The sequence below is a fragment of the Janthinobacterium sp. P210005 genome (genome assembly GCF_036231865.1).
Classification (GTDB): Bacteria; Pseudomonadota; Gammaproteobacteria; order Burkholderiales; family Burkholderiaceae_D; genus Janthinobacterium; species Janthinobacterium kumbetense.
Genome location: NZ_JAZARC010000001.1, coordinates 1,771,640 through 1,798,000, shown reverse-complemented (window position 1 = coordinate 1,798,000; position 26,361 = coordinate 1,771,640). Strand labels below are relative to the sequence as shown.

The 26,361-nt window shown below is 62.8% G+C and carries 25 protein-coding genes; 15 read left to right on the top strand and 10 right to left on the bottom strand.

Translation table 11 applies throughout. The features are described 5' to 3' along the window. The first annotated feature begins 63 nt into the window (after positions 1-63). Positions 64-684 (top strand): TetR/AcrR family transcriptional regulator, encoded by a 621-nt coding sequence (locus tag VPH40_RS07900; protein ID WP_077407037.1) that lies wholly within the window; start codon positions 64-66, stop codon positions 682-684. Here the strand turns inward: VPH40_RS07900 and VPH40_RS07895 are convergent, their stop codons facing one another. Continuing rightward, a complete protein-coding gene (locus VPH40_RS07895; RefSeq protein ID WP_099667171.1) occupies positions 685-1,023 on the bottom strand; it encodes an MmcQ/YjbR family DNA-binding protein in 339 nt (112 codons plus the stop codon). A gap of 518 nt (positions 1,024-1,541) precedes the next feature. On the opposite strand from VPH40_RS07895, the gene VPH40_RS07890 reads away from it, so the two are divergent. Beyond that, positions 1,542-2,198: a CCXG family PEP-CTERM protein gene (locus VPH40_RS07890; protein WP_099667172.1), complete on the top strand. Its 657-nt coding sequence runs from the start codon at positions 1,542-1,544 to the stop codon at positions 2,196-2,198. A gap of 74 nt (positions 2,199-2,272) precedes the next feature. Here VPH40_RS07890 and VPH40_RS07885 read toward each other — a convergent pair whose 3' ends face one another. The 5 genes from VPH40_RS07885 to VPH40_RS07865 all read right to left on the bottom strand — a co-directional run bounded on the left by VPH40_RS07885 (position 2,273) and on the right by VPH40_RS07865 (position 6,812). Continuing rightward, positions 2,273-3,253 carry an FHA domain-containing protein gene (locus VPH40_RS07885; RefSeq protein ID WP_328573156.1) on the bottom strand — a complete coding sequence of 327 codons (981 nt, stop codon included), beginning with the start codon at positions 3,251-3,253 and terminating at the stop codon, positions 2,273-2,275. Beyond that, positions 3,250-4,650, bottom strand: coding sequence for a S1 family peptidase (locus VPH40_RS07880; protein WP_328573155.1), 1,401 nt, complete (start codon positions 4,648-4,650; stop codon positions 3,250-3,252). The genes VPH40_RS07885 and VPH40_RS07880 overlap by 4 nt, the downstream gene beginning before the upstream one ends. A gap of 69 nt (positions 4,651-4,719) precedes the next feature. Then, positions 4,720-5,373 (bottom strand): GTP cyclohydrolase II, encoded by a 654-nt coding sequence (gene ribA / locus VPH40_RS07875; RefSeq protein ID WP_077407024.1) that lies wholly within the window; start codon positions 5,371-5,373, stop codon positions 4,720-4,722. 160 nt (positions 5,374-5,533) lie between these two features. Further along, positions 5,534-5,935 carry a DoxX family protein gene (locus VPH40_RS07870; protein ID WP_328573154.1) on the bottom strand — a complete coding sequence of 134 codons (402 nt, stop codon included), beginning with the start codon at positions 5,933-5,935 and terminating at the stop codon, positions 5,534-5,536. A gap of 175 nt (positions 5,936-6,110) precedes the next feature. Beyond that, positions 6,111-6,812, bottom strand: coding sequence for a pirin family protein (locus VPH40_RS07865; protein ID WP_328573153.1), 702 nt, complete (start codon positions 6,810-6,812; stop codon positions 6,111-6,113). A gap of 166 nt (positions 6,813-6,978) precedes the next feature. On the opposite strand from VPH40_RS07865, the gene VPH40_RS07860 reads away from it, so the two are divergent. Both VPH40_RS07860 and VPH40_RS07855 read left to right on the top strand, forming a co-directional pair. Continuing rightward, on the top strand, positions 6,979-7,905 hold the full coding sequence (locus VPH40_RS07860) for a LysR family transcriptional regulator (protein WP_328573152.1): 927 nt from the start codon (positions 6,979-6,981) through the stop codon (positions 7,903-7,905). A 153-nt stretch (positions 7,906-8,058) separates the two neighbouring features. Then, positions 8,059-10,218 (top strand): putative bifunctional diguanylate cyclase/phosphodiesterase, encoded by a 2,160-nt coding sequence (locus VPH40_RS07855; protein WP_251351451.1) that lies wholly within the window; start codon positions 8,059-8,061, stop codon positions 10,216-10,218. Here VPH40_RS07855 and VPH40_RS07850 read toward each other — a convergent pair. Further along, complete coding sequence (locus VPH40_RS07850) at positions 10,215-11,141, bottom strand: LysR family transcriptional regulator (protein WP_328573151.1); 927 nt, start codon at positions 11,139-11,141, stop codon at positions 10,215-10,217. The two genes, VPH40_RS07855 and VPH40_RS07850, sit on opposite strands and share 4 nt — an antisense overlap. 86 nt (positions 11,142-11,227) lie before the next feature. Between VPH40_RS07850 and VPH40_RS07845 the strand changes: the two genes are divergently transcribed. Beyond that, positions 11,228-12,451 carry an MFS transporter gene (locus VPH40_RS07845; protein ID WP_328573150.1) on the top strand — a complete coding sequence of 408 codons (1,224 nt, stop codon included), beginning with the start codon at positions 11,228-11,230 and terminating at the stop codon, positions 12,449-12,451. A gap of 3 nt (positions 12,452-12,454) precedes the next feature. Here VPH40_RS07845 and VPH40_RS07840 read toward each other — a convergent pair whose 3' ends face one another. Further along, entirely contained in the window at positions 12,455-13,345 is an 891-nt protein-coding gene (locus VPH40_RS07840) for an EamA family transporter (RefSeq protein WP_289904245.1), read from the bottom strand. Between the two features lie 77 nt (positions 13,346-13,422). Between VPH40_RS07840 and VPH40_RS07835 the strand changes: the two genes are divergently transcribed. Both VPH40_RS07835 and VPH40_RS07830 read left to right on the top strand, forming a co-directional pair. Beyond that, entirely contained in the window at positions 13,423-13,911 is a 489-nt protein-coding gene (locus VPH40_RS07835) for an Lrp/AsnC family transcriptional regulator (protein ID WP_251351457.1), read from the top strand. Positions 13,912-13,927: 16 nt separating this feature from the next. After that, a complete protein-coding gene (locus tag VPH40_RS07830) occupies positions 13,928-14,749 on the top strand; it encodes an APH(3')-I family aminoglycoside O-phosphotransferase (protein ID WP_328573149.1) in 822 nt (273 codons plus the stop codon). Between the two features lie 13 nt (positions 14,750-14,762). Here VPH40_RS07830 and VPH40_RS07825 read toward each other — a convergent pair whose 3' ends face one another. Next, a complete protein-coding gene (locus VPH40_RS07825) occupies positions 14,763-15,305 on the bottom strand; it encodes a hypothetical protein (protein ID WP_328573148.1) in 543 nt (180 codons plus the stop codon). Positions 15,306-15,422: 117 nt separating this feature from the next. Here VPH40_RS07825 and VPH40_RS07820 point away from each other — a divergent pair, with 117 nt between their 5' ends. Then, positions 15,423-15,806, top strand: a complete 384-nt coding sequence (locus tag VPH40_RS07820) for a glutaredoxin (protein WP_328573147.1) — start codon at positions 15,423-15,425, stop codon at positions 15,804-15,806. A 55-nt stretch (positions 15,807-15,861) separates the two neighbouring features. Then, positions 15,862-16,785: a hypothetical protein gene (locus VPH40_RS07815; protein ID WP_328573146.1), complete on the top strand. Its 924-nt coding sequence runs from the start codon at positions 15,862-15,864 to the stop codon at positions 16,783-16,785. 98 nt (positions 16,786-16,883) lie between these two features. Here VPH40_RS07815 and VPH40_RS07810 read toward each other — a convergent pair whose 3' ends face one another. Then, the gene (locus VPH40_RS07810; protein ID WP_034749909.1) at positions 16,884-17,120 is read right to left on the bottom strand and encodes a DUF3820 family protein; all 237 of its coding nucleotides are present in this window, start codon (positions 17,118-17,120) and stop codon (positions 16,884-16,886) included. Positions 17,121-17,264: 144 nt separating this feature from the next. Here VPH40_RS07810 and VPH40_RS07805 point away from each other — a divergent pair, with 144 nt between their 5' ends. The 6 genes from VPH40_RS07805 (at position 17,265) to VPH40_RS07780 (ending at position 26,178) form a co-directional block, all read left to right on the top strand. Beyond that, the gene (locus tag VPH40_RS07805; RefSeq protein ID WP_289904249.1) at positions 17,265-18,476 is read left to right on the top strand and encodes an MFS transporter; all 1,212 of its coding nucleotides are present in this window, start codon (positions 17,265-17,267) and stop codon (positions 18,474-18,476) included. Between the two features lie 139 nt (positions 18,477-18,615). Continuing rightward, a complete protein-coding gene (locus VPH40_RS07800; protein ID WP_251351464.1) occupies positions 18,616-20,616 on the top strand; it encodes a PhoX family protein in 2,001 nt (666 codons plus the stop codon). Between the two features lie 206 nt (positions 20,617-20,822). After that, on the top strand, positions 20,823-22,040 hold the full coding sequence (locus tag VPH40_RS07795) for a YeeE/YedE family protein (RefSeq protein WP_328573145.1): 1,218 nt from the start codon (positions 20,823-20,825) through the stop codon (positions 22,038-22,040). Between the two features lie 81 nt (positions 22,041-22,121). After that, on the top strand, positions 22,122-23,600 hold the full coding sequence (locus tag VPH40_RS07790) for a sodium:solute symporter (RefSeq protein WP_328573144.1): 1,479 nt from the start codon (positions 22,122-22,124) through the stop codon (positions 23,598-23,600). A 75-nt stretch (positions 23,601-23,675) separates the two neighbouring features. Further along, positions 23,676-25,550 (top strand): signal peptide peptidase SppA, encoded by a 1,875-nt coding sequence (gene sppA, locus VPH40_RS07785; protein ID WP_328573143.1) that lies wholly within the window; start codon positions 23,676-23,678, stop codon positions 25,548-25,550. Positions 25,551-25,638: 88 nt separating this feature from the next. Next, positions 25,639-26,178: a GNAT family N-acetyltransferase gene (locus VPH40_RS07780; RefSeq protein ID WP_099668434.1), complete on the top strand. Its 540-nt coding sequence runs from the start codon at positions 25,639-25,641 to the stop codon at positions 26,176-26,178. Positions 26,179-26,361 lie beyond the last annotated feature (183 nt).

Sequence of the window (26,361 nt, the reverse complement as noted above, 5' to 3'; positions counted from 1 at the left end):
TAACCGGTCGGTATATAATCAGGGCAGGTGGACATTGTTGTCAATAATTTTTTACCGAACGGTATGAAACAAGATAAAAAAGAAGAGGCGGTCAAGGCGAAAACGGGGCGGCCACGCACGTTCGACGCGGACGAGGCGCTCGATTGCGCCATGAAAGTATTCTGGGAAAAAGGCTATGAAGGCAGTTCCTTGCCGGAATTGACGAAAGCCATGGGCATGAACCGGCCCAGCCTGTATGCCGTCTTCGGCAACAAGGAACAATTGTTCCACAAGGCGCTGGAGCGCTACAGCGATACGCGCATGCGGTTTTTCGATGCGGCGCTGGAACAGCCGACGGCGCGCCAGGTGGTGGAAGCCTTGCTGACGCAATATGTCGACGCGCAAACGATGCCGGACGGCCCGCACGGCTGCATGGGCGTCAATGCGGCGCTCGCCTGCAGCGACGATGCCTTGCCGATCCGCGATGAATTGTTCGCGCGCCGGCTGCGCGGTGAAATCAAGCTGCGCGACCGCTTGCGGCGCGCGAAGGAAGAGGGGGATTTGCCGCCCGATTCCTGCCCGGAGCAGCAGGCGCGCTTCGTCGTGACCCTGTCGCAGGGCATGGCCATCCAGGCGGCGGCCGGCGTATCTCGCGAGCAATTGCAGCAGATGGTGGGCTTGCTGCTGCGCAATTGGCCGATGTAACTACTCCGTCGGGGCGATGGTCTTGGCCAGGTCGCTGGGCGCCTTGCGCCGCCAGGCGGCCGTCAGGGCGGCGGCCAGCATGTCCAGCTCGGCATCCGCCAGGCGCACCGTGATGCCGGCCAGGCGTTCGCCCCACCACAGCTTCTCGCAGCCGGACGGCGTGATGACGGTGGCGATATGCGCCGCTTCCGCATCGAGCAGCACATTGATGTGCTCGTCATCGGGCAGGGTGGCGAAGATCTTCCCGCCCACGCGGAAGGCCGGACGGTCGTGGTGTTCTTCCTCGGTGGCGTCGGGAAACGACAGTGCCAGATAGCGTAGTTCTTCCAGGTCGACCATTCCTCTTTCCCCCAGTTCGGATAGATAGCAGCGTGACTACATTTTGCCATGCTGTTTCGCCCTGTGGTGCAGCGGCATGCGAAAAGAAATGCGCAAGATGCGACACTGGCGCGCGCGCTTGTGGCGCTTGCGCGACAGGTCCGGCCAGCGCGCCAGGGGTAAAATGCCCATCCCGGCAGGCTTGTTCAGCCTGTTTCAAGGTGCTTGTCATATAAATATCTTACATGGCTAAAAGAAAAATACTTTTCTTCTAGGGAATTTAAGATAGAATAGATTCAACGTTTCACCTGACCCGTCAATTGTCTGGTTTTGTCCCGGGAACCCGAACCCTTTCCAGGACGCTTGCAGTGCCGCCATGGCACGCCGCAAGTCCGCGAAGTTTTGCGGAAGCCACGCCCCCGACCGCTCATTCTTGCAATTCTTGCGCTATGCCGACACGCCTCAATGCAGCGTGTATTCAGCTCAAGCGCCTTCACGCCTGTTGCGCCCGTTGAATACTTATTGACTGGATACCCATTATGAAAAACTTGCCTAAAATCGCTTTGTCCCTGATCGCCGTTGGTGTGTTTGCCCACGCGAACGCCAGCACCATTACCGTTTCCACCGGCTACTCGAATGCCGGCGCGCAAGCGTCCGCCGCCGCTTACCAGTCCGTCGTGAATGCCGCCGTGGCCACGCCGGGCGCCGGCTATGGCACGACGACGATTGCCAGCTACAACAATGTCACGAATAGCAGCCTGTTCGGCAGCGGTTCGAATATCGCCTTCAAGTCGGTGATCAACTTTGGCGTTAGCGCGGCCGATGCGGGCGCCTGGAGCTTCCGCAGCGGCGTCGACTTCGGCAAGGGCGGCGCCCTGTTCCTCGACGGCGTGGCGCTGGACTTCAAGAGCAGCGACCTGTGGTGGGCCGGTAACTACAATAGCAGCAGCCAGTTCCTCGCCGGTTCGGGCACTTTGGCTGCAGGCAACCATACCTTGAGCATCTTCGGCCTGGAAGGCTGCTGCGATGGCGGCCAGCAAGTCCAGTTCAAGGCGGGCAACAACAATTTCGCCAGCTTTTCCAGTACCGACGGCCTGGTCTCGGCCGTGCCGGAACCAAGCACCTATGCCATGCTGCTGATCGGCCTGGGCTTGCTGGGCTTCACGGCACGCCGCAAGCAGGAAGCCAAGTTTTAAGCGCACGTCCCGAGCGCACGTAAAAAAGCCCGCCGCTCCGTCAGGATGCGGCGGGCTTTTTGCATGATAGCGGCTTAGTCGCCGCTGTCTTCATCTTCGTCGGCGCCCTTGGCCGCCTGGCCGCGCTCGGCATCGACGGCGCGCTGCAGGCTGGCCGCGTCGCGGAAGAAGGCGTCCGTCGCGTGATCCGGGCTCAGGCGCAAGGCTGGCGGGTAGATCACGGCCATGTAGGCTTCGTCGGCCAGGCGGCCGCTGGCCTGCAGGTTGCTCAGCAGGATCAGGGTCGAGCCGACGATGGCCAGCACGACGGCGACGAGGCCGAAGCGGCGCGGATGCTGCGGCTTGATCGTGCACAAATGGTAATAGATCATCGCGCATACAATGACGATGAACATATGCCGTCCGTAGCGCGTCAGCACTTCCAGCGACAGCGCATACGCCGTCACATTGCTGCCCAGTTCCCACACTTCCATGGCCAGCAAGCCGCAGCCGATGATGAACAGGTGGCGGCCGAAGCGCGCCCCATGGCCAAACAGGCGGTTTGCCACGGCCCAGATCGACGCCCACACGAGGCCGCCGGCCAGCGCGTAGGCGATGATCATCAGGTAGGAAATCGGCTCGAAGGCGTCCGCGTCGCTCAACCAGTTGCTGAAGGCGGCCGAGGCGCCGATCATGGCCAAGCCGGCGATGGCGGGGCGCAAGCCTTCCCAGTCGTGCCGGGTCGTGTCGCCCAGTTCGGGCGCCACCGGGTGGTCGCTGGCGCGCACGCGCAGGCGCGTGTGGCCCAGGCGCACGATGCTGTTGCCCGTCATGGCCACTTGCAGTTGCCGCTGGCCCCGGTGGATCACGCCATTCTGGCTGCCCAGGTCGCGCAGCAGCAGGCCGCCTGCGCCGTCGTCTTCGACGATGGCGTGCGCGGCGGCCGCATGCGCGTCGTCGAGAATGAAGTCGTTGTCGTAGCCGCGCCCGATGCGGATCGGCAAGGTGTCGATGCGCTGGCGTTGCCGTACTTCGCCATTGTCGGCGAGGATTTCGATGAAGTATGGTGCTTTCATGGCTTGCGGCGGCTTTCCCGCGACAGCGCTTCGAGGAAGGTGCGCGTGACGCGCATGCCGTTGGCGTAGGACACGCCGCGCGCGTCGATGCGGCTTTGCAGGCTCATGAGTGGCTCATCGGTGCTGGCGGCCAGCAGGGCAAAGTCGTACAGGCCGGTAAACTTGCGGTAGGCGCGCACGCACAGGACGGCGCGCAAGGGCAGGGTGGTGTTCTTGACGAATTGTTCGGTGCATTGCGGGCCCGTCAGGCTGGCGCTCTTGTAGCTGCCGAAACTTTCATTCTTGAACGAAGCGCTGGCCAGTTCGGAAAAGCGCAGGGCGCCCAGACCGCTGCTGCGCAAAAATTCGTGGCGCATCGACACTTGCCCCGTCTGCAAGGCGCCGGAGATGAAGATGGCCGATTCCATGGCGCAGCTGGTGTTGTCGAGCATGTAGGGCTTGTCGGACTTGACGTTGGAGCGGCCCCAACAGCGCATCTGGTCGGACTCGCGCACGGGCACGCGGTACGGGCCCATGGCTTTCAGGCTCAGGGGTGTGTCGAGCAGGCGCGCCAGCATGACTTCCTGGTGTGCCAGCAACTGCGCCGTCACCAGCGGCTTGAAGTCCTTCGGCGCCTTGCCTTGCTGCGCCACCTTGGCCAGCAATTGCTGGGCATAGCGGGCAGGCACGAGAAAACTGACGAGTTCGCCATCGAGGCGCTTCGACACATTCACGCCGGCCACGTCGCCATTCGCCGTGACGCTGGGGCCGCCGCTCATGCCGGAATTGATCGGTCCCGTAAACATCAGCTGGTCGTAGAAGCTGCGCGTGACGACGCCGTTGTACGAGCCTTCCGAAATGGCGAAGCCCAGGTCCAGCGGATTGCCCATCGAATACAGGTACTGGCCTTGCGTCAGCGGCGCCAGCGGCTCCGGCATCTTGAAGAAACCCGTGCCATGGCGGTTCACGCGCAGCACGGCCAGGTCGTGCAGCACGTCGACGGCAAGCAATTCCACATTGCCGCGCTGGCCGCTCGTGTCGACCCATTCGCCCACGTAGGTATCGGGGTCGAGCGCGAATTGCGACACGACGTGATAGTTGCTCACCACCAGGTCGCCCGTGCCGATCAAAAAGCCGGAACCCACGGACGACTGCGTACGGCCGTTTTTCAGCAGCACGCGCACTTGCAGGATGTCGGCGCGCGCCGCCGTGTACAGCTTTTGCGCGGCCGACGAGGGCGGCGGCAGGGCCGCATGTTCCGTGGCGGCGGGCGCGGCGGTGGCCGGCGGCGGCTTGATGGGGGGAGTCGAAGCTGTGGTGGCTGCGGCAGGCGCGGCAGGGACAGGCGCCGCAGCCGCGTGTGCGCCTGCGGCAGCGCACAGGCTGGCCAGCAAGCAGGCGTAGTTAGATAATTTCATGCATCCTTTGTGCGTGAGCAGGAGCGCGGCCGGCGCGGCGCGGTATCGCGCACGCGCCGGCCCGGGGGACTACAGGGCGCCGTCTTCCAGCGCCGGCGCCGTTTGCGGCGTCATCATGTGACCGAGCTTGCTTTGCTTGGTATTCAGGTAGTGCTGGTTGAAGGCGTTGCGGTTGACCAGCAGCGGCACCCGTTCGGCCACCGTGATGCCCAGCGCTTCCATGGCGGCGATCTTGCGCGGGTTGTTCGTCATCAAGCGCAGGCTGTGGATGCCGAATTGCGCAAACATGGGCTTGCACAGGGTGTAGTTGCGCGCGTCGGCCTTGAAGCCCAGCTGTTCATTCGCCTGCACCGTGTCGGCGCCCGCTTCCTGCAGGCGGTAGGCGCGGATCTTGTTGATCAAGCCGATGCCGCGTCCTTCCTGGCGCAGGTACAGCAAGATGCCGCGGCCTTCTTCGGCGATGCGTTTCAAGGCGCCCTCGAGCTGGGCGCCGCAGTCGCAGCGCTGCGAAAACAGCACGTCGCCCGTCAGGCACTCGGAATGCACGCGCGCCAGCACTGGTTCGCCGTTGCCGATATCGCCCAGCACCATGGCCAGGTGTTCTTTACCAGTGGCGTGCTCGACAAAGGCGTGCAGGGTGAACTGGGCCCACGGCGTCGGCAGTGCGCAGGAAGTCGTGTAATCCAATTCGCCTGTCGCCAGGAGGTCTGCGCCGCTTTGCATGGTTGTGCTCATATAGGTTATTGTCAAAAATAAAAGGCGCGCGACACCACTCCGGTGCCGGCGCGCCCTGTCATCATACCAAAAAGCAGGGGAAGCCATTTCCCCTGGCTGAGATTTGAAAGCTGGAATGCCTGGTGATATTGCTCTAATTGCGGCCGGATCAGCCTTTTACAAGACGGCTGGCCTTGCCGAAGCCCCGCTCCACCAGCAACAGCATGCCGCCGAAGATGGACAGGTTCTTCAGGAAGTTCGTCAACTGGTCCTGGAAGTGGGCCGCGTCCGCGCTCCAGAAGGCGTGGAAGATCACGGTGGTCGGAATCAGGAACAGCGCCAGGGCCAGCGCCGCCCAGCGCGCCTGCCAGCCCGTGATCAGCAGCAAGCCGCCGCCCACTTCCAGGGCGATCACGCCCACCAGCAAAATATTGGCGATTGGCAAGCCCTGGCTGGCCATGTAGCCGGCCACGCCCGCGAAGGCGCCGATTTTCAGCAAGCCCGAGACAAAGAACAGCACGCCAAGGGCGGCACGGCCGAGGGGGAGCAGCAGATCAGTGTTATTTTTCATAGTATTCCAATTGTTTTTATCAAGATTTGGGGTTGACTTGCGGTGCCTGGCAAAACCGTAGCGAGCGGCAGTGATTTGTGGCTAAGAAGCGCAACCGTACTTTGTACGGGGGCGCCGAGCCGGTGAGCATCGCAGGCCGCAAAGCGCGACGCGCAGTAGGTTTGGCCAGGTGCCATCATTTAGGTAGGTCGAAGAGGAGGAATTCCGCGTCTTCAGGCTGGGTGATTGTCACGGCCGCTTCCTGCGTCAGTTTCAGCGCATCGCCCGCTTTCAAGGGCGTGCCGTTGACCACCAGGCTACCGCGGATCAGGTGCACATAGGCGAGGCGGCCTTCTTCCAGCGCGTGTTCGGCCTGTTCGCCTTCCTGCAGGATGCTGGCGTAGATGGCCGCATCCTGGTGGATCAGCACGGAACCCTGGTGGCCGTCGGAGGAAGCGATCAGGCGCAGCTTGCCCCGTTTGCTGTCCGGCGCGAAGTGCTTCTCTTCATAGCTGGGCGGAATGCCCGTCACGTTCGGCTGGATCCAGATCTGCAGGAAGTGCAAGCCATCCGTTGCCGAGTGATTGAACTCGCTGTGGCGCACGCCGCTGCCGGCGCTCATGCGCTGCACATCGCCGTAGTGCAGGACGGAACCGGTGCCCATGCTGTCCTTGTGTTCCAGCGCGCCGTCGAGCACATACGAAATGATTTCCATGTCGCGGTGGCCGTGCGTGCCGAAACCCTGGCCTGGCGTGACGCGGTCTTCATTGATCACCAGCAGGGGGCCAAAACCCATGTGCAGCGGATCGTGATAGCTGCCGAAGGAAAAGCTGTGGTGGGAATTGAGCCAGCCGTGGTTGGCGGCGCCGCGTTCTTCGCTGTGACGAATCTGTAACATGGTGGACTCCGTTTCTATAAGTTAATGTGCGATAATTTCGAAGGACCGTTGCCTGGCGCTACGCCGCGGCTCTTTTCTGCCCTTCGCTGTACGATGAACAAAGTATAGGCCCCTGTGCAGGGAAAGAAAAACGGAAAATCTTGCGACCTATGATCGAAAAAATCGAATGTTAAGACTGAGCCTGGAAGCCCTGCAAATCGTCGACGCCATCGACCGCCGCGGATCGTTCTCGTCGGCCGGCAAGGAGTTGCACAAAGTCCCGTCCACCATTTCCTATACGGTGGCCAAGCTGGAAGACGACCTCGGCGTGCAAGTGTTCCAGCGCAACGGGCCGAAAGTCATGCTGACGGCGGCCGGCCAGGAATTGCTGAAAGAGGGCCGCTACCTGCTGAAGGCGGCGCAGGACCTCGAACACCGCGTGCGCCGGGTGGCGTCCGGCTGGGAAACGGAATTGTCCATCGGTATCGATTCCATGTTTTCCGCCGTGGCTCTGGCCGACGACGTGCGCGCCTTCTATGACGTGGCGCAGCAGACACGCTTGCGCCTGTCGCAAGACACGCTGTCGGGTACGTGGGAAGCGCTGCTGGACCGGCGCGCCGACTTGCTGGTGGGCGCGCCCGGCGACGGTCCGGCGGGCGGCGGCTACATCGCGCAGCCGATCGGCATGCTCGACTTCGTCTTTGCCGTGGCGCCCACGCATCCGCTGGCGCAGGTGCTGGAACCCTTGTCGCGCGGCCACTTGCAACAGCACCGGGCCGTGGTGGTGGCCGATTCGGCGCGCCAGATGGCGCCGCGCACGGTGGGTCTGCTGCTGGGGCAGGATGCCTTGAGCGTGCCGAACATGCAGGTCAAGTTCGACTACCAGGTGCTGGGGCTGGGCTTTGGCTTCCTGCCGGGACCGTGCGCCCGCGCCGCCATCGCGCGTGGCTTGCTGGTGGAAAAGGCCGTGGAAGAGCCGAAACCGTCGGAAACGTTTTATCTGGCCTGGAGAGTGGGCGAGGATGGCGCGGCGCTGCGCTGGTGGATGGCGCGCATGCGCGAACCGGATGTGTTTGCCCGCCTGGCGCAGCATCTGCCGGGCCATTCGGGGTAGGTCTTAAAATGTTGACATACGCCAACATTTTTAAGTTACCATATTCACAGTATTTCCGCCCGACCTCCACGCCCCACAGTGGGATTTTGATGATTACACACACCGCAGCGCCCCTGATCTGTTCCCCTGACCTGGCCCTAGAGTGGGGTTGCCATGCTTGAGGCGAAGGTTGCGCTGTGCCTGCGCCTGGCCCAGGATGCCCGTGAACAGGCGGGGCCGCAGCAGGCCGCCACCCTGGCGCGGCTGGAAGAGGAACTGGAGCGGCTGCGCGGCGCCAGCCGGCCCGTGGTGCGCGTGGCGCCTCCCGATGCCTTGCTGGAAATCGATCCCGACGGCTTCTTGATCGGCTGGAACCATGGCGCCGAACAGATGTTCGGCTATTCCGAGCTGGAAGCCCTGGGCCAGCACATCCTGTTCCTGTATCCGGAAGACGACGCGGAAGCGAGCGTGCTGGAATTGCATTTCACGCAGGGCGACGTGGCCACCGATGTGCGCCGGCGCAAGAAGTCGGGCATGGTGACGTGGCTGCGCATGCACCGCCACGTGATCCACGACCAGGCGGGCAAGGCGTGCGGCATGGCCGTGCGCCTGTCGGCCATGAGCGAGCCGCTGTCCGACGTGGACAAGGTAAGGTTGCACGCACGCATCATCGAAGACAGCGAGCAAGCCGTGCTGATCACGGATGCGGAAGAGCGCATCGTCTCGATCAACAGTTCCTTCAGCCGCATCACCGGCTATTCGCCGGCCGAAGCCATCGGCCGCACGCCGGACTTGCTGCGCTCGGGCGTGCACGATCCCGATTTCCGCGCCAAGGTGCGCGCCGCCATGCGCGGCCACGGTTCCTGGCGCGGCGAAATCATCGGCAAGCGCAAGAATGGTGAACTGTTCCCGCAAGACGTCACCATCAGCGTCGTGCGCGACGAATTCGGCGAAATCAGCCACGTGTTTTCCCTGTTTTCCGATATCTCCGTGCACAAGGATGCCGAGGCGCGCATGCAGCGCATGGCCAACTACGACAGCCTGACGGGCTTGCCCAACCGCTGCCTGCTGAACCAGCTGGTCGACCAGGGCCTGGCCGAGGCGAAACGCCAGGGCACGCATGGCGCGCTGATGGTCATCGACATCAGCCGCATCGGTTCCATCAGCGACACGCTGGGCCATGAAGTGGGCGACCAGCTGGTGATCGCCATCGGCCAGCTGTTCCGCGGCGCCCTGCGCGACGCCGACATCTTGGCGCGCGTCGACAACAGCAAGTTCGTCGTCGCCCTGCTGCATATCGAAAAGCGCGAACACGCGGCCAACGTGGCGCAAAAGCTGCTCAATTTGCTGGAAGCACCGATCAATATCGATGCGCACGCCCTGCACGTAGGCGCCAGCATCGGCATCACCGTGTATCCGGAAGACGGCCTGGAAGCGCCGGCCCTGTTCCGTTTTGCCGACGTGGCCGTGGCCAAGGCGGGGCAGACGATCGAATCGACCTTCCTGTTTTACCGCGAAGACATGAATCGCCGGGCCAAGGAACATTTGCGCCTGGAAAGCGAAATGCGCCTGGCTCTGGGCGACAAGGAACTGGAATTGCATTACCAGCCGAAAGTGAGCCTGGCGAGCGGACGCATCGTGGGCGCGGAAGCCTTGCTGCGCTGGAAGCATCCGATGCGCGGCATGGTCTCGCCCGGCCTCTTCATCCCCGTCGCCGAGGAAACCAGCCTGATTCTGGAGCTGGGCACCTGGGTGCTGGACGAGGCGTGCCGCCAGATCCGCAGCTGGGAAGACCGCGGCCTGCACATGCCGGCCATCGCCGTCAACCTGTCGGCGCGCCAGTTCGATGAACAGTTGCCGGCGCGCATAGCGGCCGTGCTGGAACGCTACGGCGTGCGGCCCGACCAGATCATGCTGGAAATCACGGAAAGCCTGTTGATGCGCGGCGCCGACAAGGTGATCGACATCATGAACCAGCTGGTGGCCATGGGCCTGGCGCTGGCGCTGGACGACTTCGGCACCGGCTATTCCAGCCTGGCCTACCTGAAGAAATTCCCCATCAGCACCTTGAAAATCGACCGCTCCTTCGTCATCGGCTTGCCGTTCGAGGAAAACGATTGCGCCATCGCCCGCGCCATCGTCACCATGGCGCAGCAGCTGCGCCAGGAAATCGTCGCCGAAGGGGTGGAAACGGCCGAGCAGATGCGCTTCCTGCGCGAACTCGGCTGCGACCAGCTGCAAGGTTATCTGTTCAGCCCGGCCGTGCCGGCGGCCGAATTCGAGCTGATGCTCGGTGAAGGCCGGCAATTGCGGCTGGAAGAACTGGCGCTTTAAGCGCCACCCAGCTGCACTTTTTCCAGCAGATAATCGAGCATCACGCGCACCCGCGCGGGCACTTGCAAGCCCGGTCCCACGAAGACGGCGTGCACGACTTCCTTGTCGCCCGGGTTGTAGTCCGGCAGCACGGGTATCAAATCGCCTCGCTCGATGTCGCGCAGCACGTGCTGGCGCGAAAAGCGTCCCAGCCCCATGCCGGCCAGCACCAGCTGGCGCATGCTTTCGCCATCACTGACGCAGGTATTGCCCTGCGGCGCCACCTGTATCGATCCGCCCGCGCCATCGAGGAAGGGCCAGGTTTCGTTCTGGCAGCGGAAGTTAAACGCCAATAAATTGTGCTGCGCCAACTCCTGCGGCGTGCGCGGCAAGCCGTGGCGCGCCGCGTAGGCGGGCGACGCCACGACGACCATCGCATCCTCGCCCAGTTTGCGCGCCACCAGGTTCGATTCCTTCAGCTTGCCCGTGCGGATGGCGATGTCGGTGCGGTCTTCCAGCAGATCGACGATGGCGTCGCTGACGACGACGTCGAGCACGATGTCGGGATAGCGCTGCGCGAACTCGGGCAGGATGGGCAGCAGATGGCGCACGCCGAACGGCACGAAACAGTTGATGCGCAAGCGCCCGCGCGGCGCCGCCCCTTGCGATGCTTCGCGCTCGGCACTGTCGATATCGTCGAGGATGCGCTTGCACTGGATAAAGAAGGCGTCGCCCTCGGGCGTCGTGTGCAGCTGGCGCGTGCTGCGCTGGAGCAGCCGGGCGCCGAGCCGCGCTTCCAGTCGATTGACGAGCTTGCTGACGGCCGACGGCGTCAAGGCCAGGCGGCGCGCGGCGGCGGAAAAGGCGCCCGTTTCCACCACGGCGGCAAACACGGCCATCTCGAACGCGCGGTTGATGTCTTGCCTGGCCATTATTGAATCCATTTCACAGGTGTTTCCATTATTGGAGTCTATATCAAAAGCGTTTGCATCGATACACTGGCTGGCTTGAACTCTGCCGGAGAAATACCATGACCACCGCAAACCCTGTTTCCACTTCAGCCAGCAAGATGCCGCCCGGCGTGCTGGCGCTGGCCGTCGGCGCCTTTGCCATCGGCGTGACCGAATTCATCGTCGTCGGCATCTTGCCGACCATCGCGAAAGATTTGCATATTTCCATCGAATCGGCCGGCTCGCTGGTCAGCCTGTATGCGCTGGCGCTGGCCATCGGTACGCCGCTGCTGGTGCTGCTGATGTCGCGCCTGCCGCGCAAGGCGGCCCTGCTGGGGTTGATGAGCGTGTTCCTGGCCGGTAACCTGCTGGCTGCCTTTTCGCACACGTTCGAACTGTTGCTGCTTGGGCGTGTCATCACGGCCGTGGCGCACGGCACCTTCTTTGCCATCGGCGCCACCGTGGCCGCCAGCCTCGTCACCGAGGCGCAGGCGGGCAGGGCGATTTCCGTGATGTTTGCGGGATTGACCCTGGCCATGGTGATCGGCGTGCCGTTCGGTAGTTTCCTTGGCAACTTGATGGGCTGGCGTCTGCCCTTCTTTGCCGTGGTGCTGCTGGCCGCGCTGGGCCTGGCCGCCATGGCGCGCTGGCTGCCGACCGGTTTGCAGCAGGGCAAGGGCGGCAAGGCCATGACGCAGCTGGCGGCGCTGGGCAGCGGCCCCATCCTGACGATGATGGCGATTACGACGTTTGGCTTTGGCAGCAGCTTTGCCGCGTTCACGTTCATCACGCCCATCCTGACGGATGTGACGGGCTTTTCCGCCACCATGGCCAGCGCCTTGCTGATCGTGTTTGGCGCCGCCACCTTTGCCGGCAACCTGGCGGGCGGCTACCTGACCAGCCACCTGGGCTGGCAAAAGGCCTTGCGCGCGATGCTGCTATTGCTGGCCGTCACGCAAGCGGGCGTGGCGCTGAGCATCAGTTCGCCCTGGATGATGACGGTGATGCTGTTCGTCTGGGGCGTGTTCGCCTTCGGCCTGTCGCCCGCCTTGCAGGCAGGCATGCTGGCCACGGCCGAGCGCTACACGCCGCACGCCGTCGATTTCGCCTCGGGCCTGAACATTTCCGCGTTTAACCTCGGCATTTCCTTCGGTTCCATGCTCGGTGCGCTGATGGTCTCGCGCCAGCTGATGGCGTCGTCGCCCTGGGCCGGCGTGGCCGCCGCGCTGCTGGCCCTGCTGCCGCTGGCCTGGCTGGCGCGCAAGAACCTGGCGTCGCACGTGGCGGGTGCGGCTGCGCACTGAGGTTCAGGTATGCACGGCAACGGCCGGTGCCGGTTTCTTCATGCGCTGCGCCATGTAGGAGCTGCCCATCGATGCGGCCATGATCATGGCGATGGCCAGCCATTGCGGCGCGTCCAGTCGTTCGTCGAGCAGGATGAACGCGAGCATGGCGGCCACGGCCGGCTCCATGCTGCTCATGATGCCGAACGCCTGCGGCGTCAGCCGTTTCAGGGCCACCATTTCCAGCGAGATCGGGATGGCGCTGGAAATGAGCGCGACGCCCAGGCCCACGCCCAGCACGACGGGCGAGAGCAGGGCGGCGCCGCTATGCATCACGCCGACGGGGACCACCACCAGCGCGGCCATGGCCAGGCCCAGCGACACGGAGTGGCCCGCATGCAAATGGCTGGCGCGCTTGCCGAAGACGATGTACGAAGCCCAGCAGACGGCGGCGCCCAGGGCGAACAGCACGCCCGTGGGATCGAGGTTGCTGACGTCGTGACCCAGCGGCAACAGCAGCGCCAATCCCGCCACGGCCAGGGCCACCCAGACGAAGTCGAGCGGGCGACGCGAGGCCAGCAGCGCTACGGCCAGCGGACCGGAAAATTCGATGGCGACGGCGATGCCGAACGGTATCGTGCGCAAGGCCATGTAGAAGCACAGGTTCGTCAAACCCAGCGCCGCGCCGTACAGGGCCACCGTGCGCAGGTCGGCGCGGCTCAGCTGCCAGCGCCACGGGCGCCAGAACAGCAACAGCAGCAAGGCGGAAAAGCCCACGCGCACGGCCGTCGTGCCTTGCGCGCCCACCAGCGGGAACAGGCTGTGCTTGGCCCACGACGTGCCCAGTCCCAGGCAGGTGACGGAGCCGAGGATGGCCAGCAGGGGAATCAAGGAGGAATAGCGGCGTAATGGCATGGTGATAAATGGCTTGATATCGAAGTGGTGAAAGTTTATTGTGTCTGCTCCGATATTTGCACTGCATTTTGACCTTTATGACGCAACTTTCGCTCACGCCTGCTGTCGCCCTCGACGCCTTCGACCTGGCCATCCTCGATATCTTGCAGCGCGATAACACGACCTCGCAGCGCGAAATCGCCCAGGCCGTGCACCTGTCCGCGCCGGCCGTGCAGCGGCGCATCCGCCGCCTGCGCGAGAGCGGCGTGATCCGCAAGGAGGTGGCCGTGCTCGACGCCAGCCGCCTGGGCCGTCCGCTGATACTGACGGTGGAAGTGCATTTGCACGACGAGCATCCGCAGCGCACGGCCGGCATGCGCGCGCGCATCATGGCCGAACCCGCCATCCAGCAGTGCTACGGCATCACGGGCGAGGCCGATTACCTGCTGGTCATCACGGCCAGCAGCATGGCCGAATACGAGGCGCTGACGGAACGCCTGTTCGGCGGCGACGACAATATCCGGCGCTACCGCACGTCGGTGGCCTTGACTTGCCTCAAGATGGGCTTGCACGTGCCGCTGACATAGAACAAGGGCCAGGCAGATGAGCATTTCTAACAAGACACAAGCGGCCATGCTGGCCGCCATGCCCGCCAGCATGCGCGCCGCCGTGGCAGGGTACGACTGGGCGCGCGACAGCGTCGGTGAGTCGGACGCTGCCGTCTACCGCTTGCAGGGCAGGGATGGCGCGCCGGACCTGTTCCTGAAACACGGCACGGATGCCGCCGCTGCCGAACTCACCGAGGAACTGGCGCGCCTGCGCTGGCTGGCGCAGTATCTGCCCGTGCCGGCCGTGGCGCAATTTGCCCGCGCGGCAGCACCGGACCAGGCATGGCTGCTGACGGCGGCCCTGCCGGGCAACACGGCGTGCCAGGTGCTGGAAGAAAATCCTGCGCTGGGTCCCGCCGTGGCCGACGCGCTGGCGGCCTTCCTGCGCCGCCTGCACGCGCTTCCCGTCAGTGACTGCCCATTCGACGCCAGCCATGCCGTGCGGCTGGCCCAGGCGCGCCGGCGCATCGATGCGGGCCTCGTCGATGCCGGCGATTTCGATGCCGAGCGGGAAGGCTGGACGGCGCAGCAAGTGTGGCTGGCGCTGCAAGACTACCTGCCGCTCACCTCCGACCTCGTCGTCACGCATGGCGATTTTTCGCTGGAAAATATCCTGATGCACGATGGCGCCGTCGTCGGCTGCCTCGACGTGGGCCGGGCGGGCGTTGCCGACCGCTATCAGGACCTGGCCATCGTTTGGCGTGCTCTTGGTGAGTTGGACGCCGTGCTACCGCCAAGGTTTGTTCAGCACTATGGGATCGTTGATATCGATCAAGGCAAGCTGCAATTCCATCTGCTGCTCGACGAGCTGTTCTGAGTGCCGGCAGTCATCACGGCTCTTCGCGCTCGGTGTCGCGTTCGCGGCAACTCAAGGAGGCGTAATGGCCCTTGGGCAGCGTGGCCTGGATGGCCACTTCGCGCAGGTTTTTCCGGATATCGACGGGGTCGGTCAGGGTGCAACGCTGGGCGCTGGCGAACGCTTGCAGCTTTTGCGTGCTGCCGTTTACCTTTACCGTCACGCCGGCCCCGGGGCTGACGCAGCAGCCTATGTATTGCGTGATGTATTCCTCTTCGATGAGCACCAGTTCGTGTCCCATGAAGCTGGCCGGTTTCTTGAGCAGGTAATAATCCGTGTAGTCGAAGCGCTGGTTGGGGCGCTTGCCAATAAGACCTTCGCGCATGTAGGCGGCGATGGCCTTGCCGGAGGTGCCCACTCGCTGCGTCGTGCCCTTTTTCAGGTGCAGCGCATGGATCAGGCCGTTTTCGAGTCCCCTGTCGGCAGCGGCAGCAGATGCTGCAGCGGCGGCGCTGGTGCAAGTGGCGGCGGCGAGCAGAAGAGCGCCGAGCAGGCGGCGGGTGCGGTATTCAGGCATGGGAATGATTCCTTGCATATATTTCACGGGTGGAGGAGAAGAGGTGCAGTGTAGCCCACGCCGGCCTGGGCGCGTGGCACAATGCGTGTTCCGCATGCCACTCACCCCAGGACTTTCATGACCCGCGCCATCCTTGACCAAGCCCAGATCCATCCCGCCGCCCGCCCTTTGATCGGCAGCAAGCACAAGGACATCGTGCGCGAAGTGCAGGCGACCATCGCCGCGCACCAGGTGGTCGTCGTCGGCATGGCGCTCAATCCGTTTCCGCGCAAGGCGCGCAAGATCCTCGACGTGCTGGGCACGCCCTACCAGTACTTGCAATACGGCAGCTATTTGAACCAGTGGCACCGCCGCAATGCCCTCAAGATGTGGACGGGCTGGCCCACGTTCCCCATGGTCTTTGTCAACGGCGTGCTCATCGGTGGTGCCAGCGAATTGCACAAGCTCGTGGAAAACGGCGAGTTCAGCACCATGCTGGCAAAGAAAGTGCAGGGGTTCTGAATGTATTCAATTGCTATTTAATCAAGATATTTTAGCTTTGATACTGAGAATTTTCATGAAATTTTCCTTTGATGTTGCCGCCTTCATTGTTTCTGTTTTGGCACTTCTGTCAGCTATTTTTAGTGTTTTTTATGCAAAAAAACAAAGCGAAATAGCTGCATCCTCAAGAAATAATGATAAAAAATCTTACTTGGCGCAATACCATGATTCTTATCGGCTAAGATTGATAGCTATCCAGGAAAAATACCGCAAGACAATACTTGATATTGGCAGTGATGCTGGTGATGTTTTAAATAAAATAGGATTGTTTTTTGATGCAGTTAATGTGGGGTGCGATGACGGAATTTATCATCGACCACTCCGTCACCTTTCTCTGGAGGCGGCCGAAATGATAGCGTGCGCTTTCAAGGGACATTTAGGATGGCAGCCTGGAATTCATATGGCAGGGAGACTGCATCACATGATCGATTTGGAAAGTGATATTAATTCAGTGTCGAATTATGTTAGTAGTAATTTTAGAAGGGAATTGGAGGGTTTATATTTTTCAAATGTCAATTCCCGACAGGAATATGAGCTATTAAAAGATATTGGTTTTTGTAAGATTGTGTCCGAATTGAAATGTAGAATGGACCCCAGGCGAGCTGCCGAATTTCTTATGAAGATGAGTGATGCACTAAGCTCTATTGATGTCGATTTGTCATTGCTGAGGAAGAGTGCAGCTGAAAGCGTAAAGGAGATTAATGACATCTTGGAAGTAAGTAGGTTAGATCAATTTTCCATTGATGAATCTCCGAAGATTTCGCGGGGACTTAGAAATATTAGAAATAAATTAGATGTTTTAAGTGAAATGAGATTTCTGATGGTGGATTCCGCTAGTAGTGGAAAATTTCAAAATTATATGTCGATTGCAATTTATAATTGTGTAATATTGTTTTGTTTGCAGTCATTTTCGTCTTGGGGCTGGGATGAAGAACGATAATGATTTTTTTCGCAATTTATTAGATTAATTTTTATAACATTTGAAATTTTTTCAATCTCAATAGTCTGTTTCTATTTTTCATGACATTCGGCTCGGCCTTACTCGCCCGGCCGCCACGGCGACTTGCGCGTGCGCAAGGGGTCGAGCAAGCTGCGCAGATCGTTGTGGTCGAGCTCGTACATCAGCGCAATGAGACTGCCCAGTTCGCCCGAGGGAAAGCCCTCGCGCGCGAACCAGCCCAGGTAGTGGCCGGGCAAGTCGGCCAGCAAGCGTCCCTGATATTTCCCATATGGCATTTCGCGCGTGACCAGCAGCGCCAGTTTTTCTGAATTCATGGTGGTGACCCCGTGTGGATGCGGCCAGTGTAGCAGACCGCCCTATTATTGAGTTGTGCGCAACTATCTTCTGCCTGATGAGGTATTTTTCGAAACAAAGAAAACCCCGATACTGCATGCCAACATCATTTATCGGAGTTTGCCATGCCCATTGCCTTGCTCGCGCTGACCCTCAGCGCATTTGCCATCGGAACCACGGAGTTTGTCATCGTCGGGCTGTTGCCTACCATCGCCGCGGACCTGGGCGTCAACCTGCCATCGGCCGGCTTGCTGGTCAGCCTGTATGCGCTGGGCGTCGCCGTCGGCGCGCCAGTGCTGACTGCCCTGACGGGGAAGATCCCGCGCAAGACCTTGTTACTCTCGCTGATGGTGTTGTTTACCTTGGGTAACTTGCTGGCCTGGAAATCGCCGGGCTACGAAACCCTCGTCATCGCCCGCATCCTGACGGGGCTGGCGCATGGCGTCTTCTTTTCCATCGGCTCGACCATCGCCACGTCCCTGGTGCCGAAAGACAAGGCGGCCAGCGCGATCGCCATCATGTTTACGGGCTTGACCGTGGCCCTGGTGACGGGCGTGCCGCTGGGTACTTTCATCGGCCAGCATTTTGGCTGGCGCGAAACTTTCCTCGCCGTTTCGGCGCTGGGCTTGATCGCCTTTGTCGGCAGCCTGCTGTACGTGCCATCGACCATCAAGCACAGCAAACCGGCCTCGCTGCTGCAGCAAGTGCAGGTGCTGGGCCAGCCGCGCCTGCTGCTGGTGTACGCCATGACGGCCGTCGGCTATGGCGGTTCCTTCATCGCCTTCACCTACCTGGCGCCGATTCTGCAGCAAGTGTCGGGTTTCAGCGCCGGCGCCGTGGGTGTGGTGATGCTCGTGTATGGCGTCTCTGTGGCGTTTGGCAATATCTGGGGCGGTAAGCTGGCCGACAAGAAAGGCCCTGTCAGCGCCCTGAAACTGATCTTCCTGCTGCTGGCGGCCGTCTTGTTGCTGCTCACCTTCACGGCGCCGCATCCCGTGCTCGTCGTCATCACCGTGCTGCTGTGGGGCGCCGTGGCCTTCGGTAACGTGGCTGGTTTGCAAGTGTATGTCGTGCAGCAAGCGGAACACTTCACGCCCCGTGCCGTCGACGTGGCGTCCGGCCTGAATATCGCCGCCTTCAATCTGGGCATCGCCGGCGGCGCCTGGGGTGGCGGCCTCATCGTGGAACACCTGGGCCTCGTGCACACGGGCTGGATCGGCGCTCTCGTCGTGCTGGGTGCATTCGGCTTGACGGCCCTGAGCGGCCGCCTGGACCGTTTGAACCCGATCCCCGTGCGGCCCGCTGGCGCAAAAGCGATGCAGGCGACGGGGCATTGAGAAGCGGGGCGTCCGCTTGGCGTCGCTTCCACGGTGCAGCTTGCCTGTAATCAAGCTGAAATATTTGTCGTTTATGCTCCGGCCTCGTATTCCAGCAGGTCTGTCCCACGATATTTATTTATAACGGAAGAAACAAAAAATGTCGAATTACGCCCCTGAGTCCTCACGCCGCCGCCTGTTGCAACTGTTTGCCGGTGCCCCCATGCTGCCTTTGGCCGGCTTGACCGGCGTCAGCGCTTTTCTGTCCGGTTGTGGCGGCAGTTCGGATAATGACGTGCCAGCGGTGACGCCGCCAGTCGTTCCTGCCGCGACGTTTACCACGGCGGAATTCACCGGCATGGCCGCGCCACTGGCGAGTTCGCCAGCCGCGCTGGCCACGACCACCGTCGGCTCCAAGCTCAAGGTCAATTTCAGCGATGGCAGCAGCAACAGCTATAACCTGGCGTACCAGCCTTTCTTCCTGACGGGCGACCGGGTGCCGGACGGAAAGGGCGGCACCGTGATCGCGGGCGGCTACTTCGACATCAAGAACCAGCCCATCATCGACAGTTCGGTGCCGGGCAAGGAACGCCAGTTCTTCTCGGATTCGCCGGACGGCAGCTCGATGCTGACGGTGGCCAACGCCAGCGTGAGCGGCGTCAAGGGCAAGCCGGTGTTTGCCGTGGTGCAATTTGAATACAACTCGCTGAACCAGGCCGGCGCCTCCACCTACGGCACGCTGCCGTCGCCGATCGCCGTACTGAGCCTGGACCAGGACCAGACCACCGGCAAGCTGTCGCTGGTGAAATACCACAACGTCGATACCTCGCTGGTGAAGGGCCTGTGGATTACTTGCGGCGCCAGCCTGTCGCCGTGGAATACCCATCTGTCGAGCGAAGAGTACGAACCCGACGCCTTCGACCAGGGCCTGGGCGGCCAGACCTTGGCCGTGCTCAAAGAATTCAGCAAGAACGTCTTCGGCGATACGACGACCGCCAATCCGTACGACTACGGCCACCTGCCGGAAGTGTCGGTCAACCCGGACGGCACCGGCAGCATCAAGAAGCACTATTGCCTGGGCCGCTACTCGCGCGAACTGGTGCAGGTGATGCCGGACCAGCGCACCATCCTGGGCGGCGACGACTATACGAATGGCGGGCTGTTCATGTTCGTGGCCGACAAGGTCGCCGACCTGGCCGCAGGCGGCACCCTGTACGTCGCCAAGTACACGACCCAGCTGACCGAGACCACCACCGGCAAGCTGCAATGGGTCAAGCTGGGCCATGCGACGCACGCCGAGATCAAGGCGCTGGTCGACGGCGGCATCAAGGCCACCGACATCATGGATTCGACCCTGGCCGATCCGTCCGACGCCAGCTACACGAAGATCGTGCTGAACAAGAAAACCGCCTGGGTCAGGGTCAAGGCCGGCCAGGAAAAAGCCGCCGCCTTCCTGGAAACCCACCGCTACGCGGCCCTGAAGGGCGGCAGCATGGCCTTTACCAAGAACGAGGGCACGACGGTCAACGCCAAGGACAAGATCGCCTACTCGGCGTATGCCAACATCCAGGATTCGATGGTCGAAGGCGGTTCGGGCTACGTGGCCGGCCACAACGTCAAGTTCAAGAAACTGGTGGCGGGCGCCGTCGTGTCGCACAAGCTGACGGGCGGACAGAAGGATGACACGGGCGCGGCGATCGACAGCGAATGGGTGCCAAGCGAGTCGACCCTGCTGATCGCGGGCGAAGACATCGCGGCCGATGGCCTGGGCAACACGGCCAACCCGGCCAAGATCGCCAGCCCCGACAACCTGAAGTTCTCGGAAAAACTGCGCACCCTGTTCATCGGCGAGGACAGCGGCAACCACCTGAACAACTTCCTGTGGGCGTACAACGTCGATACCAAGAAGCTGGAGCGCCTGCTGTCGTGCCCGGCCGGCGCGGAATCGACGGGCCTGCATGCGGTCGACGAAATCAATGGCTGGACCTATGTGATGAGCAACTTCCAGCATCCGGGCGACGAGTGGAGCCGCTTCCCCGCCTTGCCGTCGGCGCTGAAGGATCAGATCAACATCATCATCAACACCAACTACAACAGCAAGGCCAGCGGTGCTGTCGGCTACCTGACGGCGGAACTGGCGCAGGTGAAACTGTCGAAATGATGCGCGTCAGCTGACGCCGCAGCGGGCACGCAGGGCAGGCAGGCGCAGGCCTTCTCTGCCGCTGCGTGCCCCTCGCCATCCGCTCCGTCCCTCGAACCGGGTGACGGGGCGTTTGGCGTGGCGGCGCCAGACGGACGGCTAACTTGCTGGCAGAAAACAGCAAAACGGGGGAAAATGGCGTTTCCCTCCCTTTAGCGTCCCCCATCATGTCCGATATTGCAGCTTCGCCGCCAGGCCTGCGCGCCGCCATCAATCCGAAACCGCTGGGCGTCGCCCTGTTGCTCATCCTGATCGGTGCGTGGTACCTGGCGCACACCGTCGGCATCAACCAGGCCGCGCTGTACGTGGTGGGCGCCTTGCTCGGCATTACCCTGTATCACGCGGCCTTCGGCTTCACGTCCGCCTGGCGCGTCTTCATCGCCGATGGCCGCGGCGATGGCTTGCGGGCGCAAATGCTGATGCTGGCCGTGGGCGTGGCGCTGTTTTTCCCCGCGCTGTCGGCCGGCACCCTGTTCGGCACGCCCGTCGCGGGCCTCGTTTCGCCCGCCGGCACGTCCGTTATCTTCGGCGCCTTCATCTTCGGCATCGGCATGCAGCTGGGCGGCGGTTGCGCCTCCGGCACCTTGTATACAGTCGGTGGGGGCAGCACGCGCATGCTCATCACCCTGGCCGCCTTCATCGTCGGCTCCGTGATCGGCACGGCGCACATGCCGTTCTGGACTTCATTGCCGCAGCTCAAGCCGATTTCCCTCGTCACGACACTGGGCCTGGCGCCCGCGCTGGCGCTGAACTGGATCGTCTTTGCCTTGATCGCCGCCATCACGGTGCTGGTGGAAAAGCGCCGCCATGGCAAGCTCGTCGCCACGCCCCTGCGCCCGGCGCAGGCGTCGCCCTGGCTGCACGGCCCGTGGCCGCTGGTGGCGGGCGCCGTCGCCCTCGTCGTGCTGAACTTCGCCACGCTGGTATTGTCGGGCCGTCCATGGGGCGTGACGTCCGCGTTCGCCCTGTGGGGCGCCAAGGCGGCGTCCGTGGTCGGCATCGACACGGCCAGCTGGGCTTACTGGTCCACCAAGGCGAACGCCGCCGCCCTGGCCGCGCCATTGACGCAAGACAAGACTTCCGTGATGGACATCGGCATCGTGCTGGGCGCCATGCTGGCGGCCGCGCTGGCCGGCCGCTATGCTCCCGTATGGCGCATCCCGCGCCGCTCGCTGATCGCCGCCATCGTCGGCGGCTTGCTGCTCGGCTACGGCGCGCGCCTGGCCTACGGCTGCAACATCGGCGCGTATTTCAGCGGCATCGTCTCGGGCAGCTTGCACGGCTGGTTGTGGCTGGTGTGCGCCTTCCTGGGCAACGTCATCGGCACGCGCTTGCGTCCGTGGTTCGGCCTGGAAGTGGAAAAAGTCAAACCGACCGGCTGCTGACGCCTGATTGCCTGGGGGCATTGCTGTACGCTTTGTTGTATATTGCTGCCCCTGTTCCCCTTTGCCGCCAGCGCAACATCCATGTCCCCAGTCCTCCTGTTTGCCGTCGTCCTCGCGTATTTCCTGATCTTGCTGGGCGTGGCGTGGCGCACCTCGCGCCATGCCACCAACGACAGTTTTTTCATCGGCAACAAGGACAGCAACTGGATGCTGGTGGCCTTCGGCATGGTGGGCACGACCTTGACGGGCGTGACCTTCATCAGCGTGCCCGGCGCCGTGGGCAGCAACGGCTTCGGCTATATCCAGCTGATGCTCGGCTATGTGCTCGGTTACCTGGCCATCACCTTCATCCTGCTGCCGCTGTACTACCGGCTGCAGCTCACGTCGATTTACCGCTACCTGGAATTGCGTCTGGGGCGGCGCTCCTACCAGAGCGGGGCGGCGTTTTTCATCGTTTCGCGCCTGCTGGGCGCCACGGCGCGGCTGTATCTGGTGGTCAATATCCTACAGGCAACTATTCTCGACAGTTTCGGCGTGCCGTTCTGGCTGACGGCGTGCGTCGTGCTGCTGCTGATCCTGCTCTACACGTATGAAGGGGGCGTCAAGACCATCGTCTGGACCGATACCCTGCAAACGGCGTGCATGCTGGCTGGTCTCGTCATCTGCAGCGTGTTCTTGCTGCGCGAGATGGATTTGTCGCTTGTCGACAGCCTCGAACGCATGCGCGCGCAAGGCCTCACGCGCATCTTCACCACCGACCCGGACAGCCCCGCCTACGTGTGGAAGCACATTCTTGCAGGCATGTTCATCACGATTGCCATGACGGGCATGGACCAGGAAATGATGCAAAAGAACATCTCCGTGCGGACCCTGCGCGATTCGCAAAAGAATATGCTCAGCCTGACCGTGGTGCTGACCGGCGTGCTGCTGCTGTTCCTCTTCCTCGGCGGCTTGCTGCACCTGTACGCGCCGCTGGCCGGCGTGACGGCCACGGGCGATAAATTGTTCCCTGCCGTGGTGCTCGGGCATTTCCCCGCCGTGGTGCAGCTGATTTTCTTCATCGCCCTCATTTCCGCCCTGTTTCCCAGCGTGGACGGGGCGCTCACGGCATTGACGTCCACCTTCTGCATCGACATCCTGGGCTTGCAGCGCCGGCCGGATTTGAGCCCGGCCGTGCAGATGCGCTGGCGCCGCAAGGTGCACCTGGGCTTTGCGGCCCTGTTTTTGATCCTGATCATGGCCTTCAAGTGGCTCGATGATCCCAGCATGATAGGCGTGATCCTGAAGCTGGCCAGCTATACCTACGGTCCGCTGCTGGGCTTGTTCGCCTTCGGCTTGCTGAGCCGGCGCGGCGTGCGCGACCGCTGGGTGCCTTTGGTGGCCGTGGCCGGGCCGCTGCTGTGCGCGCTCATCGAGCAGGAGCAGGCGCTGCTGTTCGCGCATTACCGCCTGGGCCTGGAATTGCTGATACTGAATGGTTCCCTCGTGCTGGGCGGCCTGTTCCTCATTTCCACGCCGCCAGGGCAGGGCGCCCAGGGCGCGCAATACTTGTCAAAATAAGACGAATCCCAAGGCGATCGCGGCCATTTTCAGCTATATTGATTTCCTTTAGGTACATAACCTCACGGAGCATCAATGTCACTCAACCCCTTCCCGCCGCTGCGCCGCGGTTTTGGCGCATTCTGGCGCGCGCTGGACGCCACCCGCCGCGCGGTCATCAATCTGATTTTCCTGCTGATCGTCATCGCCATCCTGATCGCCATCTTTGGCGGCGGCGCCAAGCCCCTGGCGGAAAAGACCACGCTGGTGCTGGACTTGCAAGGCCCGTTGGTCGAAGAAACCCCGGGCGGCGTGCGCGAAGCGGTGCTGGCCAATGTCAGCGGCGAAGTCAAGAAAAACGTGCAGCTGCGCGACGTGCTGGCCGTGCTCGACACGGCGGCCAAGGACAAGAACATCGGTTCCATGGTCATCCTGCTCGACGAATTGCAGGGTGGCGGCCTCGCTTCGCTGCGCGAAGTGGCGGCCGGCGTGGAACGCTTCCGCGCCACGGGCAAGAAAGTGACGGCCTGGGGTTCCAGCTACAACCAGCGCCAGTACCTGGTGGCGGTCAAGGCCGACGAGGTCTTCCTGCACCCGATGGGCGGCGTCATGCTGGAAGGCTTTGGCCGCTACCGCAATTACTACCGCGACGCGCTCGACAAGGTCGGCGTGACGGTCAACCTGCTGAAAGTGGGCACGTACAAAAGCGCGGCCGAGCCTTTCATCGCCAACGGCCCGTCCGAAGCGGCGGCCGAAGCGGACCGCTACCTGAACAACGGCCTGTGGACCACCTACACGACGGACGTGGAAAAGGCACGCAAGCTGCCGGCCGGCGCCATCATGCAATCGATCGATGCGCTGCCGGCGCTGATGACGGCGGCCGGCGGCGACCTGGGCAAGCTGTCGCTGGACGCCAAGCTGGTCGACGGCCTGAAAACGCGCGACGAACTGCGCCAGTTCATGATGGCGCGCGGCGCGAAGAACGCGGAAGGCACGAATTTCCGCCAGGTGAACTACACCGACTACCTGGCGCGCCTGCGCCCCGTGCACATCGGCGACGCGGTCGGCGTGGTCATCGCTTCCGGTGAAATCGGCGACGGCATCGCGCCACCGGGCGCCATCGGCGGCCTGTCCACCTCGCGTCTGATCCGCCAGGCGCGCGAAGACAAGTCGATCAAGGCTGTCGTGCTGCGCGTCGATTCGCCTGGCGGCAGCGCCTTCGGCTCGGAATTGATCCGCCGCGAACTGGAACTGACGCGCGCCGCCGGCAAGCCGGTGGTCGTCTCGATGGGCAACGTGGCCGCTTCGGGCGGCTACTGGATCAGCACCTCGTCCGACGAAGTCATCGCCGACGCGGCCACCATCACCGGTTCCATCGGCGTGTTCGCGATTCTGCCGACGGCCGACAAGGTGGTGGAAAAGCTGGGCATCCACACGGCCGGCTCGCCGACCACCTGGCTGGCCGACGCGGGCAACCCTTTGCGTCCACTCGACCCCCGCTTTGCGCAAGTGATCCAGGGTTCGATCAACCACGTGTATGGCGACTTCCTGAACCTGGCCGCCAAGGCGCGCAAGACGACGCCGGAAAAGATCAATGAAGTGGCGCAGGGCCGCGTCTGGACGGGCTTGCAGGCGAAAGAGCGCAACCTGGTCGACCGCATCGGCAGCTATGGCGATGCGCTGGCGTCGGCCGCCAAGCGCGCCAACCTGGGCGCCGACTACCGCGTCACGTACCTGGAGCAGGAAACGTCGAACGTGGACCGCCTGATCGGCATGTTCGGCTCCAAGGCCATGGCCTCGCTGGGACTGGGCGAGCACGTGAAACTGGGCCTGGCCGGCACGGGCTTGCCGGCCGACGCGGCGCTGGGCATGGCGCAGGACCTGAGCTGGCTGTCCGGCATCACGCGCGAGCACAAACCATTCATGGCCCTCACGCACTGCCTGTGCGAGGTGCCCCTGGGCGGCAAGTAACACCAGCATAGACAAGCTACCCAAGCCGGCTTCGCCCGGCTTGTTTCATATGCAGGACAGCGATGAGGAGCAAGGCATGGCAAGCGACATGAACGAAAAAACCGGCACGGCCATCACCATCCGCCCCTGCGCCAAGGGCGACGAGCTGGCGCTGGCGTTGGTGGGACAAGCGACTTTCCTGGAAGCGTTTGCCGGCATCCTCGACGGCGCCGACGTCATCGCCCATTGCCAGCGCCAGCACGACGCGCAGCTGTACCGCGACTGGCTGGCGCTGCCGGCCATGCGCCTGTGGCTGGCCGAGGCCACGCCGGGCGGCGCGCCCGTCGGCTACCTGGTCCTCAGTCCGGCCAGCCTGCCGGTGGCCGACCCGCGGCCGGACGACCTGGAAATCAAGCGCATCTACCTGCTGCACCGCTTCCAGGGGCAGCGCGTGGGCCAGCGCCTGATGCAGGCGGCCGTGGAACAGGCGCGCGCCGGCGGGGCAGGGCGGGTGCTGCTGGGCGTGTACGCGGAAAACCACGATGCGCTGGCGTTTTATGCGCGCTGCGGCTTTGCGCAGGTGGGCCGGCGCACCTTCCGCGTGGGCCGCACCGACTATCAGGATGTCATCCTCGGCATGACGCTGTAAGCGCCAACGGCCTGCGTTGCGCCAGGTCAAGCCGGCTGGCGGGAGATTTGTAGCGAGTTTGTATCTGCATGCGAGTCGCCCGCGCGCCGCCGGCGCCGGGGCGCGACGCCCCGCAAGCCTGATTCTTCCACCGTTCCCCCACAGGGGCGGCATGCCTGCCGGCCCGCCTGATCCTTCCATGCC

Excerpts from the sequence above, each read along its gene's own strand:
- VPH40_RS07845 (WP_328573150.1), top strand. The coding sequence starts at position 11,228 with ATGACCACCGCAAACCCTGTTTCCACTTCAGCCAGCAAGATGCCGCCC.
- VPH40_RS07820 (WP_328573147.1), top strand. The coding sequence starts at position 15,423 with ATGACCCGCGCCATCCTTGACCAAGCCCAGATCCATCCCGCCGCCCGC.
- VPH40_RS07810 (WP_034749909.1), bottom strand. The coding sequence starts at position 17,120 with ATGAATTCAGAAAAACTGGCGCTGCTGGTCACGCGCGAAATGCCATAT.
- VPH40_RS07790 (WP_328573144.1), top strand. The coding sequence starts at position 22,122 with ATGTCCCCAGTCCTCCTGTTTGCCGTCGTCCTCGCGTATTTCCTGATC.
- VPH40_RS07830 (WP_328573149.1), top strand. The coding sequence starts at position 13,928 with ATGAGCATTTCTAACAAGACACAAGCGGCCATGCTGGCCGCCATGCCC.
- VPH40_RS07850 (WP_328573151.1), bottom strand. The coding sequence starts at position 11,141 with ATGGATTCAATAATGGCCAGGCAAGACATCAACCGCGCGTTCGAGATG.
- VPH40_RS07815 (WP_328573146.1), top strand. The coding sequence starts at position 15,862 with ATGAAATTTTCCTTTGATGTTGCCGCCTTCATTGTTTCTGTTTTGGCA.
- VPH40_RS07865 (WP_328573153.1), bottom strand. The coding sequence starts at position 6,812 with ATGTTACAGATTCGTCACAGCGAAGAACGCGGCGCCGCCAACCACGGC.
- VPH40_RS07855 (WP_251351451.1), top strand. The coding sequence starts at position 8,059 with ATGCTTGAGGCGAAGGTTGCGCTGTGCCTGCGCCTGGCCCAGGATGCC.
- VPH40_RS07780 (WP_099668434.1), top strand. The coding sequence starts at position 25,639 with ATGAACGAAAAAACCGGCACGGCCATCACCATCCGCCCCTGCGCCAAG.
- VPH40_RS07860 (WP_328573152.1), top strand. The coding sequence starts at position 6,979 with ATGTTAAGACTGAGCCTGGAAGCCCTGCAAATCGTCGACGCCATCGAC.
- VPH40_RS07805 (WP_289904249.1), top strand. The coding sequence starts at position 17,265 with ATGCCCATTGCCTTGCTCGCGCTGACCCTCAGCGCATTTGCCATCGGA.
- ribA (WP_077407024.1), bottom strand. The coding sequence starts at position 5,373 with ATGCAAAGCGGCGCAGACCTCCTGGCGACAGGCGAATTGGATTACACG.
- VPH40_RS07825 (WP_328573148.1), bottom strand. The coding sequence starts at position 15,305 with ATGCCTGAATACCGCACCCGCCGCCTGCTCGGCGCTCTTCTGCTCGCC.
- VPH40_RS07895 (WP_099667171.1), bottom strand. The coding sequence starts at position 1,023 with ATGGTCGACCTGGAAGAACTACGCTATCTGGCACTGTCGTTTCCCGAC.
- VPH40_RS07880 (WP_328573155.1), bottom strand. The coding sequence starts at position 4,650 with ATGAAATTATCTAACTACGCCTGCTTGCTGGCCAGCCTGTGCGCTGCC.
- sppA (WP_328573143.1), top strand. The coding sequence starts at position 23,676 with ATGTCACTCAACCCCTTCCCGCCGCTGCGCCGCGGTTTTGGCGCATTC.
- VPH40_RS07870 (WP_328573154.1), bottom strand. The coding sequence starts at position 5,935 with ATGAAAAATAACACTGATCTGCTGCTCCCCCTCGGCCGTGCCGCCCTT.
- VPH40_RS07885 (WP_328573156.1), bottom strand. The coding sequence starts at position 3,253 with ATGAAAGCACCATACTTCATCGAAATCCTCGCCGACAATGGCGAAGTA.
- VPH40_RS07795 (WP_328573145.1), top strand. The coding sequence starts at position 20,823 with ATGTCCGATATTGCAGCTTCGCCGCCAGGCCTGCGCGCCGCCATCAAT.
- VPH40_RS07900 (WP_077407037.1), top strand. The coding sequence starts at position 64 with ATGAAACAAGATAAAAAAGAAGAGGCGGTCAAGGCGAAAACGGGGCGG.
- VPH40_RS07890 (WP_099667172.1), top strand. The coding sequence starts at position 1,542 with ATGAAAAACTTGCCTAAAATCGCTTTGTCCCTGATCGCCGTTGGTGTG.
- VPH40_RS07800 (WP_251351464.1), top strand. The coding sequence starts at position 18,616 with ATGTCGAATTACGCCCCTGAGTCCTCACGCCGCCGCCTGTTGCAACTG.
- VPH40_RS07835 (WP_251351457.1), top strand. The coding sequence starts at position 13,423 with ATGACGCAACTTTCGCTCACGCCTGCTGTCGCCCTCGACGCCTTCGAC.
- VPH40_RS07840 (WP_289904245.1), bottom strand. The coding sequence starts at position 13,345 with ATGCCATTACGCCGCTATTCCTCCTTGATTCCCCTGCTGGCCATCCTC.